The sequence below is a fragment of the Planctopirus hydrillae genome, from assembly GCF_001707835.1.
GTDB classification, from domain to species: Bacteria; Planctomycetota; Planctomycetia; order Planctomycetales; family Planctomycetaceae; genus Planctopirus; species Planctopirus hydrillae.
Window position 1 is genome coordinate 495,089 of sequence record NZ_LYDR01000063.1, and the last position, 14,080, is coordinate 509,168.

Below are 14,080 nucleotides of genomic sequence, written 5' to 3' on the forward strand. Positions count from 1 at the left end.
AGACTTCGAGAAACCCCGTCAGCATCGATTGTTGGCGGGGTGATTTTATGGAGTGAGAATGGTCGCCGGACGTAAAGTAGAAAGGCGTAAATCCACGCCCTTTCGCAGGGCCTTCAGGGTCGTGCCACACAAGACCACGGTAAGTATTGTGACAGGGCATTCGCATGCCGCGGCTTCTTGTCGATGTGCAAAGCCACAACGACCCGGCCACGAGTTGGCCGGGCCACCCCTGGGTGACAGTTGTGTGTAGGAGACAGCCCAGAGCTGCAAGGATGGCACGCAGAGCGCTTGTGTCTCATGGAAAACGATGGTTTCAGATCGCCTGCCATAGGCCATCTGGCTGAGGTGTAAGGTGAGCCAGAGCCTGCTTGATACCACGACAATGGCTCGTGATAGGCCACAGAACTTTTGACAAGCTCCGCTTCGTCAGTCACTGGATGACACTGCATGCTCGTTGAGTTCGTCGAGTGTCACAAATTCGAGTGTCGAGATATGGGTTGCTTCAAGAACCACGGGAGGAGCGACGCCGTGTTCGAGCGCCTCTTTCCAACGGACAACACACAGACACCAGCGGTCTCCGGGCTTTAATCCCGGAAAATTCCATTGAGGAACCGGCGTCACGAGATCATTACCACGCGCCTTGGAAAACTGCAGAAATTCTTCGGTGACTTCTGAACAAACCAGATGCAGGCCCGTGTCGTCACCCCCGGTATTGCAGCAGCCGTCTCGATAGAAGCCCGTCAAAGGGTCAAAACCACAGGGGATCAGTGGAGTACCCAGGACATTACTGGCTGTTCTCATGACGAATACTCCTCCATTGGAACCAAAGGACAGTTCTGCCGGAGCTTTCATTACCTGGCGATCCGATCAACTGCATGCAGCATTGCTAAAGAGTTCGTCTGATGCAACTGCCAGAAATGGACCTGAATCAAAATCGTGATCACTCACCAGATGTTTTTGACTCGATACGGGGTTCTGCGACATCGAGGCAGAGCAGGGTGTCTTCATCCCGCAGATACAATTGACCATTGGCAAGAACTGGCGCCACCCACGTGGGATAACTGAGATCTTCCCATCCAGCACGACTCACCTCTCGATACCCCTGTCGAGAGAGTTCCCCCAGCATGAGAGTGCCACGTTCACTCCATAAGATGTACCGATCTCCTATGCGAATCTTTGAGCCTCGCCCAAAAAATGGCCAGGGAACCTCTTCACCCGTATCGCGGCGTTTTAATCGACCTGTCTGCGAACTTCTCTCCAGAAGTTCGGCATCAATATTCAAGCCAGATTCTTCCCACAAAAGCTCGCCCGATTCAGCATCGACCGCCTGAAGCATCGCACCGTTTTCATGCCGGCCAGAAAATCCATAGATCACACCTTGATCATAAAAGGGAGTTGACCAGTGGGCCTGCAATTGATCGGGTTTCTTCCAGACCTCTTTAACACCCGTCCCGCCAGGTTGAAGTTCCAGCAGCACAGATCCGGCTTCATAAGCCGCGACTAAAAGAATTTTTCGATCCCAGACGACAGGCCGGGCCGCATTCACCGATTCATGGACTCTCGCGCGGAACCAGTAGTGAAATCGTTCCTTGCCGGTCTCTGGATCGAGCGAGACCAATCCTTGCCGCATCAGGCAAAGTAAATGCCGTCTGCCTTCGACTTCATGAATGACAGGCGAAGAGTAACTGACAACCATTTCTTCGCCGGTCCAGCGGTATGGCTTTCCTGTTGAAGTCACACAACCATCCCAGGTCGATTTTCCCACGGCTTCCCAAAGGACGTTTCCTGTGGCGAGATCAAAGGCCACGACACCCGAATTCGGTTGTCCGCCTACGAGGACAATCAAACGCTGGCCATCAATGATCGGGCTGCAGCCAAATCCAAAGAAATGCTCGGGCACCCGCCATTTTCTGGCACAATCCACTTCCCACTTCCGTTGGCCATGTTCGAGATCCAGGCAGATCAGTCGACCCTCTGGTCCAAAGGTGATCACCAGACCTTGGGCAATCAGCGGAGTGGCTCTCGGGCCGCCATTGTATCCATAAGGATCGACATACGACGTGGTGGTCTCATATCGCCAGAGCCTTTCGCCAGTGGTGGCTTTCAGGCAATCGACAAACTCCTGTTTTCTGATCCGGTGATGAATGATCACTCGATCGCCGACAACAGAAGGTGCCGAATAGCCTTCACCAATCGTGGCTTTCCATAAAACGGGAGGCCCTGAAGCAGGCCATTTCTTCGCAAGATTTTTCTCATGGGAGATTCCGAGATGTGTCGAACCCAGAAACCATGGCCAATCTTCGGCCTGAGTCGAATCACCCGGAGCTGACAAAATCAAGCCCATCAGCAGCAGCACACCTGGCACCGATGCAATGGCTCGTCCTGCTCGACGTGCTGCAGAGATTGTCATGTGAAAAGCCCTATTCAAAGAATCGCCTGCCGGAGAAGCCTTTGGTAATTATGATAAGACAATGGTCTGCCATAAGCTCGGATCAGCATCCACGGGAAACTCCAGCCCCACTGTCAGAAACTGATCAGGAATTCCATGGTGGATCCATCGATAGTAAAAGCTGAGTCGTGGACTGCCGATGGGATCAAACCCTTCAAGCTTTCCAGCCGGTAGCCAGACTTCCAGGTCATATCCGTGGGCATCGACTCGACTGCGACAGGGAATTTCATCGGGATTGGCCAGCGTTTGCTCATCTTTTGCGCGAGCAATCGGCTGCTGAATCACCACTCCCTTTTGCGCCCCTTTTGTCGTTGTGGGGAGGCAACAAAAGTGGTGGCAGAACCGGGAAGCACGATGAATGTTCTGGGTATTTCGCGTATCGATCCAGATCTGCAGGCCATCGGTCGAACTCGCCTGCAATGGGTTCGAGACTGGTCGATCTGGGAGATTCCCAGCGAGACAGCGAACACCCAATCCCTCAGCATTCCAGCCAAGATAAACTTCGAGCGAGTTTCGCGCGGTCTTAGAGTCCAGCTCAATTCTCTGCAATCGATGCTGAGCGTCGATGGGAACCCAGTTCGCAGAATCTCTCTTCCACGGCTCAAGCCTGGGGACTGGCCATTCAAATCGAAATGCAAATAACGCAGGAATCACTTGGCAAATTTCCATGTGAAGAAACTGAATTGCATCATCTCTTCTTGAATCATGGAACTCCCGGCCAGTTTTCGCAAATCCACCTGCTATCAATTGTCCCAACTCAAGGGACAGGTGCTTTCAGCGGCAGGTCTTCCTGGGGAATGACGATGGGTGGAGGAACCAGAGGCAAGCCTCCCACTTCTGTCACAGGCACGATTGCCTCGACATTCGCCGGATCAACTGGCGGAGGAGGTGGTGGCAATCCGATCACAGAGAGACCTGAGTTGGAAATGAGTGTGGTTGGATCGGTCGGCAGAACAGTGGGTGGCCCGCCCGTCAGTTGCAAATACCACCGGGCCAACTCGCTGTCAGATTCTTTCAATTTCTCAATTGAGTTCCCAACCCAGAATCGCTCTCGTCCGGCAGCATTTGTTCGGGGTTGCCAACTGACTGCAATCGTGCCATCGACATCATCCCGAATATCAATGCGCCCGCCATGAATATCGGCCTGGATCTGCCGTGGCTGAGATTCACTTGAAGGCCACGCTGCACTTGACTGGGGAACAACCACTGGCAACCTGGCAATTTCACGGATGCGGATCGGTTCTGGCTGAGCCACCCGCTCCGCTTCGGGTTGAGCAGGTATTTCCTGGATAAGTCCATCCGGATGGTCTTCGACAGGCAATCCCTCCTGTTCCCGTTTTTGTCTCTCACGGGCTAAGCCGCGCTGCCTGGCGCGGTTGGCCACTTCTCCTTTGAGAAACTCAACAAAAATTTCATACCCCTCAGGCTGATTCGATTTCAGATCGGGCAGACTCCTTGCCCTCCAGATGCGGGAAGATGTTCCTTCAGGAGAATTAACCGAGAGTGAGATATGAATTTCACCGCTGGGATCGCGACTGACTTTGATCACCCGCGACGGGGCAGGGGTACTACCCGCAACTTCCGCAGTCGGCACTGGTGAGGCATGGCCATCCACGGGTACGGCGATCCTGGGATTCGCGACGGGATCCTGATCCGCCGCAAAGCCTTCGGGCATCATCACCAGAGAAGATGATGACAAGAAACAGATCGCGAAGAGATGACGATAACCGGCCATGATTTGACCCCATCCGTGGGAAATGTGCCAACATCGTACAACTGGCAATCCCCATCGAACAGAGCAGATTTTCGGAACGGCAATTTTTGCCAGACATTCATGATGAACGGACAAAACTATTTGCTGGCAGCACTGCGTTTGCCTTCGGCCTCTTTCCAGAGTGGGCCATAAACTTCCTTATCAAAGGGCGGGCAACCCGTGGCGTACTGTCCCCAGGGGTGATCTTTGGTACGCATCAGATTTGTGCAATAAGAAAACGTTCGACAGACAGTCTTCCGGTTCAAAGCCCCGCTCTTTGCCAGATGGATCGCAAAATCCGGCTGAGAGAGTGAACCTCTCCCCAGCCCCACAAACTGACAACTGCCTTGCTTCACATTGGCAGCCCCGATCTCAAAAGCGTAATCCTGCAGCCAACTGTACCCACTCCCCACCACTGGAACTGCACCGGCTGCCTTCTGCACCTCTTTTGTCACTTCAAAGTGCCGCAATACCCCCAGCAGTGGATGTTCGGGGGCGTGATAACCATCCACTGGTGGCTGTTCAGCGGGACGCACATAATGCGGGCAGGCATAAGGGTTCCCGACCGAAACATTCAACAGCGAAATTCCTGCATCCACCAACCGCCGTACCACTTCCAAAGGCTCTGTCAGGTCGAACTGCAAGGGATCGGTGGCACAGGCACCAAAGCTGGTTTCAATAGGGAACGTGACTGGAATCGGCTGCCCGATGAACTCTTCACCTTGCCCTTTGAACGGAATGCCATCGAAGACATTCATGCGAGTTGCCAGAATCAGGTCCGGGACTTCTGTTCGAATGGCTTTGATCACATCGAGAACCAGCCGCATGCGATTTTCGAGACAACCGCCATAACTTCCCGGCCGAATTCGGGCTGCCAGAAGCTCGGATAACAGATATCGGTGGCACTGCTTGATATCGATGAAATCGCAACCGATCTGATAAGCCCGGCGGGCCGCCAGAACATAAAGCTCGCCAATCTGTTCTAACTCAGCATCCGTCAGCACGGGCTTGTCGGCAGCAACGAGTTGCCCTGTTTGCTTATCGATGGTCACCAGATCCAGAATCGGGTCTCGCATGGCCATAAGTGGCGTGCGGTAGCTGTAGCGTCCGGAATGCGTCAATTGCAGACCGAGTAGCAGATCGTCTGTCGAGAAGCCCGCCTCTCGATGAGCCAGACGACAATCGTTGAGCATCTTTTCCAGCGAGGGCATCGTTTCTTCAGAAATCAGGAGTTGCCGCGGATTCATCCGCCCGCGTTCTTCAATCGCCGTCGCCTCACCCCAGATCAGTTTTGCACCACCAGCTCCAAAGCGTACGTATCGCCTGAAAGTCAGCTCATCAGGAAAACCTGCCGGCGTTCCATCACAACCTTCCATCGGCTGAATACACAATCGGTTACCGACCTGCCGACCACCAACCGGCATCGATTGAAACAGTGGCGATAAATCCTTGCTGGCTTCAAGGCGATGCCCCAACCGGGCGGCATCGGCAATCACGTCGTCTGAAGATTTGTATTTGAAATAGCGTGCCAAGTTTCACCTCAAAAGCTGTCGATCTTTATCACTCAGTTAAACGATACGTCTGGTACAATCATCAGAACGAAGCGACACCCTTTGCACAGTTCATGATTTCCGGGGCCGGAAAGCCACGAGTCTTTCGGGACGAGTGTCGAAGACTGGGCCGCCAATCAATTCAATGCAGTAAGGAACCGCTGCAAAAACCCCATCGAGACATTCACGAATGGCGCGTGGTTGTCCTGGGAGATTGATCATCAATGAACGACCACGAATCCCGGCCGTCTGTCGCGAAAGGATGGCTGTAGGAACTTTCTCCAGCGAAACCTTCCGCATCAACTCTCCAAATCCCGGGAGAAGCTTCGTGCAGACAGTGGTTGTGGCTTCGGGAGTCACGTCCCGCAGGGCTGGCCCGGTGCCTCCAGTCGTCACAATCAAGCTGCAGTTTGATTGATCCGCAAGTTCAATCAGCGTCGCTTCAATCAGCGGCTGCTCATCAGCAATCAGGCGGTAATCGACCTCATACTCACACGCAAGAACATCATCGAGGTATTCTCTGATGGCAGGGCCGCCTCGATCTTCGTAAACGCCCTGACTGGCACGATCAGAGATTGTCACGATCCCGACTCGCAGCATCTCACTTCCTCAGATGAACACAACTTCCTGTTAACTCTTGCGACGGCAGAAGTATTGAGGAATCCAGATGATATCAGGGTTCCTATCGCTGGGGAGTGCTCGGACTGACATTTGTCGTGGAAGAATCCCAGAGGAGTGATGCCGGCTATTCATCAGCACCCAGATAAGAGCGATCCATCCCGAGGAGAATCCGCAGTGAGGTGGCCGCCACACCCAGAGCAATTCCAATCACAATGGCTCTCTGCCCGGAGGTATTGATGACACTCATGATCACAAAATCGGTCAACGCGGCGAAAGAATAGGCATCGCCAACGGGTGCTGACAAGATTGTGCCGGCATAAGATCGCCCCAGCAATACGATGAGAGCCGTCACCAGCAGCAGAGCCGCTTCAGTGCTTTTTGCGCGAAAGGCACGAAAGGCCGCGGAAGCCACAAAAAAAGACAGCAATGCGAACATGGTGCTTGTCGATGGCTTGATGATGTACTCATACAGCCACCAGATCACTCCGGGCTGTTCTTCAAAACTTCCAGCCCACGCATGTTCCGGAAACTGAGGAGTCAGCGGCACACCCAGTTTCAAGAGACCGGCCACGAGAGTGATTAGAAAACCAGCCAGAGTGAGAGCGGAGTATCCCCAGCCGGGCTTCTGGTTGTAGATCAGGTTTGAATGATGCATGAAGAGATTGGCCCCACCCAGCAGCATGGCAATGGCTGCCAGGATCAGGAACCACGACTCCACAACGGCACTCATCCACTCCAGTCTGGGTGAGAAAAATGAAACCACCATGATGAGTCCGGTCAACATGGCAATCAGCATTGGTATTTGCCGTTTGAACATCAGTCGCTGGATCTTCCCGAAATAGGACTTACCGAAGGAACTACAAATCAAGGATTCAGAGGATGCGGGTTGAAAGCCTTCATTCAACGGAGGCTTTTCGAGCAAAAATCATCGCAATTTGCCGTTGAAATCAATCTCTCCCCAGAATCTGATGATACAGCACATCATAGGCCATTTGGGGGAAGGGCCCTAATCCTTCAAACTGCACCAGAGTGACGAGCAGGCATCCTGCCAATAGCAAAGTCACTGCCAGTGCTTTTCCCAGATCCTGTCCCTGCAAACTCCCAAGTTGCTGTGGCTCACCCGAAAGATAGGCCGAAGCGGCAAACAATTCTTCTCCTAGAAGTGTGTAATCACACGATGCCACAAAAAACGGAAGTTGGGAGGATTCCGCAGTACCGGCGACTTGAATCGCGCCGACTGAATTTCCATTTTCGGCCAGCAGAAGTGATTCCGCAAAGAACTGACCCATATAAAAGCACGCCGCTGGCTTTTCCCGTTGTGTCCAGCCGCAAACTTCAGCCACATAAGCAAACTGTTCATCAGTGATGTATCGAACCGAGTCATCGTTATAGACATCCGGTTTTCCAGCTTCGATACATGCCGCCTGAACCACTTCACGAGCAGCCGTCATCACCAGTGACCTGGCTGTCGGGACATGAACATTGTTCTCGTAGGCTGCCGATTCTTTAGCCACTGACGAAAGGACACTCAGACCGGCCACGGTCTGCAATTCATTCAAATCCATAATTCCGGGGACGAACAACACAGGACGCCCCATTTCGGTTGCCCTCCCCACGGCTTCTTCAATGGCCTTCAAACCGGCAATCGGTCGGACATAAACTTTGGCACCCATTCTTGCGCGGAAGGTACAGATCAACACGCTGAAACAGACCGCCAGCACCAGAATCAGCGACCAGAACCTTTTCTCCGAGAATAGCTTCGAGGCCGTATCTTCCACGGGATTATCTGCGGCTGCATTGGCAGCAGGCGTGGCCATCTCTGCTGAAGGAGTAACCACATCGGAAGAGGATTTCTTCTGAACATCAGACGGAGCCGTGGAGGGGACTCCTTGAGATTCCTGGAGGGCGATTGTTTCGGACGCTTGCGATACTGCTGCCAAAGGAAACGAACAAATCGCCAAGACCCACATCATGGCCAATAAACCAATCGACCATCTCCCAACGGAACGCGACGCGTTACCGGTTGAGGAATACACTCTGCCTGACAGCCATTCAACATGTGACGATCCCATCTGTCAGGTCTCCAGCAATTCAACGTTTGCGCGGGGTACTGTCACATGACGACCATCGGCCAGAGCCACAATCAATACACGTGCTTTCGCACCCGAATCGAGCAGCAGTGGCTCATGCGGTAACTTCAAAACCTTACCAATCACACCGAACCACGGATCTCGGATGATGCGTACTGCTGCACCATCGGTCAAAAACACCGGTTCCTGTGATCGACCTGTTTCTACCGAGATCGCCAAATTGTTCTGTTCAACTTCCGGAATCACGACTTCAGGCCGCATCACACCAGCACGAATTTGAGTGGCCCCATTGCAGGAGGCGTAGGAACCAACTTTTGATTTGAAAAGTTCAAAAGTTCGTCTGGCCATCGGGATCTCACCAAATCCTTCGGTGATGACCAGAGTCGTACCAAGTTTTTCCGTACCGGTGATCGCGACTCCCAGATCATACCCCAGAATCTCGCGCAAGTCGGAATCATCAATCCCTCCCGAAACCAGAGCTGAGATTCCCAGATCAGCCGCTTTACGAACAGATCCTTCCGTCATGCGACCGCCACCAACGACAATCTTCCCACGGTGGCTGCTGTTCAAGCGATCTTCTGTCAAAGTCTCCTCGGGTGACTGGCCAGCGAGCACAATTTCGCCATACGCTTCAGATCCGATTCCAAAAATCCCCTGGACAACAGCAGCTCGACTGGTGACCACCACGCCTTCTTGAGGAACGACTTCGGTCACGACTCCACTCAAATAGGCAGCCACCTCGATGATTTGTGGTTCACTGCGAATGAGGACCTGCCCGGTAATGGGAGAGATCGATTCGACAACACCGCCACAGGGAGCACAGACACTGCGAGGCGACCACCCGAAAAGTCCACCGGTCCATGCCAATTCCTCATCCATCGAAATCGGGTCGCCCAACTTCTTCAGCAGGAACTTGGGGACATCGCTGGGAGAAACCTGCAGCAGGCGGGCGATGTTGACCGGGTACGGTTCACCCGGGAGCTGAGCTCGAGCCACTCCCTGACGAGCACTGACAACATCTCCTACAGAAGCCAGTACTTCGCCAGGAATCGGCAGTAATCGCTTCGAATGCCAGACGGTCTGGCGGCTGATTGTCAGTCCTGGGACGTAGGCTTTCGCCATGCTGAACTTTCTGTTGGAAACCTGGCAATGTTCTACAGAACTTGCCACAAGCTCACAAATCAAAAATTGCCTCTATGACCAAAGTGAGATTCGGCAAACCGTCTCTCGACTTGATCATTAAGACCGACCCCTTGAATTTTCAGGGCATTGAGCGGCTGGTTACGTTAAGCTTTCAGATGTTGATCACAGAGATCGAGTGTCGATTTCCCAAATCGATTCCAGCCCAGTAGCACCGTCGAAATGGTCTGATGATCTGATATGAATTCTCAAGTTGATCCCCTCCAGATACAGCCCCCGATGAACGAAGTGATCATACGCACTCGCGAAAATGGCCCGCTGGTCATTACTGGCCCGGTGACAATCATTGATCATCAATACTCGCGGTTTGACCTGCCCCCGGGAAAGAACATCGCTCTGTGTCGCTGTGGGGCCAGCCAGAACAAGCCTTTCTGTGACGGGGCACATCGACAGTGCGGCTTCATCGCCACAGAACTTGCCACGGGCCGCAACTCACCAGATGCTTCAACTTGAAATGCTCTGACCTGTTCCCATTCCATCAAACCAGACAACTTGAATGACACTTCTTCGAGAAACCACTATGGATTTGAATGCTCATACCGGATGGATCACTTTTTCAGACTTGTGGCGAATGAGTTGCTCCTCCCGCTGGAGTCATGGCCTTGGAGGTTGTGGTTTGCTGGTGTTGAACCTCATCTGCATAAACCCGCTGGCAGCGCAATCAACAACGACAAACGCGCCTCTTCTCGCCCAGGTGACGACCAGAAAAACTCCACCCGAACCGATCGATCCGGCATCACTGACGAGTATCGAAGAAATCCAGAAGCTGCGACAGGTCAGCGAACTCAAGGATTTAGAACTCCCCCGACCTGCCCAGCCTGCAGACATCCAGGTGTTTCCCAAAGCCATTGACTGGGCTTTGCGTCATGAGGAAATTCGCAACAGCACCCAACGTGATGCACTTCTTCGAGTCACCAGACAAGGGCTGAATCGAGTCGCTGCCGCTGAGAAAAAACAAGCGCCCTGGACGGCTCCCGGTGGACAGCATGTTCTGGGTTATGTCTCGGAAGTCGATGAATCGATCCAGCCTTATTCGCTCTGGATTCCCGAAGGTTATCAGCAGGAAAGCACGGATCGATGGCCACTCGAAGTTGTGCTTCATGGCCGGGACAATGATTTGAACGAAGTGAAATTCATTGACCAGCATGAAGGAAAGACTCTAAAGCAGTCGCCAAAACATTTTCGTCTGGAAGTCTTTGGACGAGGAAACAACGCCTATCGCTGGGCCGGAGAGACAGATGTCTTTGAAGCGATCCGGGATGTGACCAGGCGATTTCGCATAGATGATCAGAGAATCAACCTGTGGGGATTCTCCATGGGTGGTGCCGGCGCCTGGCATCTGGGTGTCCATCATCCGGATCGATGGTCTTCTGTGGGAGCTGGTGCCGGCTTTGCAGACACGATTGCCTATCAGAAGCTCAAAGAGCCCATCGAATCTCCGCGTCGAGAGCTGTTGCGTATCTACGATGCGGTCGACTATGCCCCCAATGCGGGATTAGTTCCCATGATTGGCTACGGTGGATCGGAGGATCCTCAACTGGCGGCCGCACAGACCATGCAGAAAGCGGCTCGTGAAGCGGGAGTGGAAATCCCGGTATTGATCGGGCAGGGGGTGGCTCACAAGTGGCATCCTGAATCCGAGCAGGAATTTCAGGCTTTTCATGATCGATATCGCCAATCGGGGCGCGTCCGTTTTCCACTGAATCCAAAGATTCGCTTCACGACCTGGACAGTCAAATACCCCGAGGCCGACTGGCTGAAAGTCATTCGACAGGAGTTCCCATACCAGCTTTCGACGATTGATGCCGAAATTAAAAACGACGCTGACCTTGTCGAAGTCTCGACGAAAAACGTGGCGATCCTGAGTGTGGATCGCCAGGCTGCCGAGTCGATCCGGATTGATGGCAGCGAGGTTTTGCCTCTCCGAAATGCAGCCGAAGGCTTGCTTCCCGATGTGTATTACGAACTTCGTGGCAATGGTTGGAAGCAACTGGAGTACAAAGCCTCGCGCGATGTCGAAATTAATGACATGAGGCATAAGCATCATCGCCTGCAGGGCCCGATTGATGATGCCTTCACTCAACCATTCGTCAACGTGACGGGGAGCGGGCGGGCATGGAATAGTGGTCACGAGGCCTACACGAACTGGTCTCTCAAGAGAAGTCAGCAGGAGTTTGATCGGTGGCTGCGCGGGAGACCGCCGGCAATTGTGGATAACGGTCTGAGTGATGAGATTCTCATGGACAAGAATCTGGTCCTGTGGGGAGATCCCGGATCGAACACAGTGATCGCTCGAATTATCGATCAACTTCCGATCGAATGGACAAAAGACAAAATTGTCGTGAACGGCAAAGAGTTTTCACCTCAGAACCATGCCATCGCGATGATTGTGCCGAATCCCCTGAACTCGCTGAAATACGTTGTGATCAACAGTGGTCACACATTCCATGAAGCTGAGTTCAAAGGTTCCAACGCGCAGCTATATCCTCGTCTGGGAGATCTGGCAGTCATTCGTTTTGAGCAGCAGGAAAACGGCAGTTTCCGGGAAGATATTGTGGAGAATCTGATCCTCGACAGCCGGTGGCAAATTCCTCAGCAACAGTCCGTTGAAAATCAGAAATGATGACATTTCGACGACAGCTTGGATGATGCTCCCAAGAGACAGCTTCGTGCATATGCTCATGACTCAACGCCATCAGTGAGGGCGATGAGTCATGAGCGCCGAGCGATTTTCAGTGGGAGAAAACACATGTGGCATTGAGTTGCTGCAAGCCAGCTACCCAATGCCACATGAAGATATCTCACGAAACGGATTCACATGAACCCGCAATCAGCCAATGAACTCTAACTCGACCGGATGCGGAATGAGTTTATGTTCAAAAGCTCTCGCGAGGAGCAATCTCACGGCTTCACGGCCTCGATCTCCAAAGTCGATCGTCCAGTCATTCACGTACATGCCGACAAAGACATCGGCCTTGTGGTCATCGAGATCTCGGCCGTACTTCTTGGCGTGGCCCAACGCTTCCTGGCGATGTTCAAGGCCATAGACAATACTCTGCTTGAGCAGAGCAGTGACTTCTTCCATCGCTTTGCGGCCCAGATCACGCCGGATGGCATTGCCTCCCAGCGGCAGGGGAAGCCCGGTCTTCTGCAGCCACCATTTCCCCAGATCGACCACCAGACTTAAACCTTGGGTGGCATAGGTCAACTGGCCTTCGTGAATGATCAGCCCTGCATCGACTTCACCACGCTCGACCACATTCAAAATTTCGTCAAAGGGATAAAGAACGGGAGTAAAACGATCTCCGAGCAGTAATCGCAAAGACAAAACGGCTGTGGTCAACTTTCCTGGAATGGCAATCCTCTTGCCAATCAGATCGTCAATTTCCATCGGCTGACGAGCAACAACCATGGGACCATAATTATCTCCCATGCTGCAGCCACAGGCACACAAAGCGTATTTGTCTGTCAAATAGGCGTAACCATGCAGACTGACTGCAGAAAGCTCTAACTCTCCACGGAACGCCCGCTGGTTGAGCGTCTCGATATCTTGGAGTTCGTGAGTGAAAACGTACTGGCCCGTTGGAATTTTATCGTTCGCCAATGCATGAAACATGAAGGCGTCATCAGGATCAGGGCTATGGCCAACACGAATAAGGGTTCGATTATCCACGGATCGCACTTTCACAGCAGTTAACAGACAAATTTCAGCCATGCACCCTGAAGAGGTGATTTCAGTAATTTCAATCAACCTTGCGTTTCGCTTTACGAGAACGTCGGTTGAGTTATAGTCATTTTTTGGTTTAACCGCACACGTCCCGGGCGATTAACATCTGTTGAGCACCAATGGTTCACTGGGATTGAAAACACAGTGTGTGAGAAATCGACTGGTCCATTCCTGCGATGGGATGACAGAGTTGACGGGAACAACTGTGGCTTCAATGGGGAGTCGAATTCGATTGTCTGAGCCGGCGCAACCTTCTGTGGATCTTCCTTCGACCGTGATTCCCGCAATTGGTGAACCCATTATCAGGCAACTCGTGCACGCGTTCTACCAGCGTGTTCGGCATGATGTGCTTGTCGGTGGCATGTATCCTCCCGACGAGTGGGAAGCTGCCGAAACCCGCCTGGCAGACTTTCTGGTCTATCGACTGGGAGGAGCACAGGACTACCTCACGAGGCGGGGCGCACCACGGCTGCGCATGAGACATGCCAGCTTCGCGATCACACCAGCGGCCAGAAATCGGTGGATGGAGCTGATGACCGAAGCACTTGCTGAAGTCCCGCTCCCACAGCCTTATGTGAACATTGTCACGCAGTTTCTTTCTGAGACAGCCACGTTTCTCATCAACCGACCTCAATCCCGCTAAAAAAAATCGCAGCGATCGGTTGTTTGAAAACTGAAAACCTCCTGACA

13 protein-coding genes are annotated in these 14,080 nt (G+C 52.9%); 3 read left to right on the forward strand and 10 right to left on the reverse strand.

Translation table 11 applies throughout. The annotated features are described in order from the left end of the window. Window positions 1-426 precede the first annotated feature (426 nt). From A6X21_RS09385 to A6X21_RS09425, 9 genes are all read right to left on the reverse strand, one after another. Complete coding sequence (locus A6X21_RS09385; protein WP_068847523.1) at window positions 427-801, reverse strand: DUF2237 family protein; 375 nt, start codon at window positions 799-801, stop codon at window positions 427-429. A 139-nt stretch (window positions 802-940) separates the two neighbouring features. Beyond that, complete coding sequence (locus A6X21_RS09390; protein ID WP_068847340.1) at window positions 941-2,410, reverse strand: outer membrane protein assembly factor BamB family protein; 1,470 nt, start codon at window positions 2,408-2,410, stop codon at window positions 941-943. 48 nt (window positions 2,411-2,458) lie between these two features. Further along, entirely contained in the window at window positions 2,459-3,103 is a 645-nt protein-coding gene (locus A6X21_RS09395) for a DOMON domain-containing protein (protein WP_068847342.1), read from the reverse strand. Between the two features lie 103 nt (window positions 3,104-3,206). Continuing rightward, window positions 3,207-4,184 (reverse strand): hypothetical protein, encoded by a 978-nt coding sequence (locus tag A6X21_RS09400; RefSeq protein ID WP_068847344.1) that lies wholly within the window; start codon window positions 4,182-4,184, stop codon window positions 3,207-3,209. Window positions 4,185-4,300: 116 nt separating this feature from the next. Further along, window positions 4,301-5,734: an oxidoreductase gene (locus A6X21_RS09405; protein ID WP_068847346.1), complete on the reverse strand. Its 1,434-nt coding sequence runs from the start codon at window positions 5,732-5,734 to the stop codon at window positions 4,301-4,303. A gap of 90 nt (window positions 5,735-5,824) precedes the next feature. Then, window positions 5,825-6,352, reverse strand: a complete 528-nt coding sequence (gene mog / locus A6X21_RS09410) for a molybdopterin adenylyltransferase (RefSeq protein WP_068847348.1) — start codon at window positions 6,350-6,352, stop codon at window positions 5,825-5,827. Window positions 6,353-6,497: 145 nt separating this feature from the next. Next, window positions 6,498-7,190, reverse strand: coding sequence for a hypothetical protein (locus A6X21_RS09415; protein ID WP_240490216.1), 693 nt, complete (start codon window positions 7,188-7,190; stop codon window positions 6,498-6,500). Window positions 7,191-7,320: 130 nt separating this feature from the next. Continuing rightward, complete coding sequence (locus A6X21_RS09420) at window positions 7,321-8,346, reverse strand: DUF6754 domain-containing protein (RefSeq protein WP_240490217.1); 1,026 nt, start codon at window positions 8,344-8,346, stop codon at window positions 7,321-7,323. Between the two features lie 102 nt (window positions 8,347-8,448). After that, complete coding sequence (locus A6X21_RS09425) at window positions 8,449-9,585, reverse strand: hypothetical protein (RefSeq protein WP_068847352.1); 1,137 nt, start codon at window positions 9,583-9,585, stop codon at window positions 8,449-8,451. Between the two features lie 258 nt (window positions 9,586-9,843). Between A6X21_RS09425 and A6X21_RS09430 the strand changes: the two genes are divergently transcribed. Continuing rightward, window positions 9,844-10,116 (forward strand): CDGSH iron-sulfur domain-containing protein, encoded by a 273-nt coding sequence (locus tag A6X21_RS09430; protein WP_083233493.1) that lies wholly within the window; start codon window positions 9,844-9,846, stop codon window positions 10,114-10,116. 118 nt (window positions 10,117-10,234) lie between these two features. Then, window positions 10,235-12,286: an alpha/beta hydrolase-fold protein gene (locus A6X21_RS09435; RefSeq protein ID WP_165603739.1), complete on the forward strand. Its 2,052-nt coding sequence runs from the start codon at window positions 10,235-10,237 to the stop codon at window positions 12,284-12,286. A gap of 207 nt (window positions 12,287-12,493) precedes the next feature. Here the strand turns inward: A6X21_RS09435 and A6X21_RS09440 are convergent, their stop codons facing one another. Further along, window positions 12,494-13,336: a menaquinone biosynthesis family protein gene (locus A6X21_RS09440; RefSeq protein ID WP_110766450.1), complete on the reverse strand. Its 843-nt coding sequence runs from the start codon at window positions 13,334-13,336 to the stop codon at window positions 12,494-12,496. Between the two features lie 286 nt (window positions 13,337-13,622). On the opposite strand from A6X21_RS09440, the gene A6X21_RS09445 reads away from it, so the two are divergent. Further along, a complete protein-coding gene (locus A6X21_RS09445; protein ID WP_068847529.1) occupies window positions 13,623-14,033 on the forward strand; it encodes a globin domain-containing protein in 411 nt (136 codons plus the stop codon). The last annotated feature ends 47 nt before the right edge of the window (window positions 14,034-14,080 follow it).

What these genes read in the sequence shown, in the direction of transcription:
- A6X21_RS09385 (WP_068847523.1), bottom strand. Translation starts at nt 801, where the DNA reads ATGAGAACAGCCAGTAATGTCCTGGGTACTCCACTGATCCCCTGTGGT.
- A6X21_RS09390 (WP_068847340.1), bottom strand. Translation starts at nt 2,410, where the DNA reads ATGACAATCTCTGCAGCACGTCGAGCAGGACGAGCCATTGCATCGGTG.
- A6X21_RS09400 (WP_068847344.1), bottom strand. Translation starts at nt 4,184, where the DNA reads ATGGCCGGTTATCGTCATCTCTTCGCGATCTGTTTCTTGTCATCATCT.
- mog (WP_068847348.1), bottom strand. Translation starts at nt 6,352, where the DNA reads ATGCTGCGAGTCGGGATCGTGACAATCTCTGATCGTGCCAGTCAGGGC.
- A6X21_RS09415 (WP_240490216.1), bottom strand. Translation starts at nt 7,190, where the DNA reads ATGTTCAAACGGCAAATACCAATGCTGATTGCCATGTTGACCGGACTC.
- A6X21_RS09420 (WP_240490217.1), bottom strand. Translation starts at nt 8,346, where the DNA reads ATGATGTGGGTCTTGGCGATTTGTTCGTTTCCTTTGGCAGCAGTATCG.
- A6X21_RS09425 (WP_068847352.1), bottom strand. Translation starts at nt 9,585, where the DNA reads ATGGCGAAAGCCTACGTCCCAGGACTGACAATCAGCCGCCAGACCGTC.
- A6X21_RS09430 (WP_083233493.1), top strand. Translation starts at nt 9,844, where the DNA reads ATGAATTCTCAAGTTGATCCCCTCCAGATACAGCCCCCGATGAACGAA.
- A6X21_RS09435 (WP_165603739.1), top strand. Translation starts at nt 10,235, where the DNA reads ATGAGTTGCTCCTCCCGCTGGAGTCATGGCCTTGGAGGTTGTGGTTTG.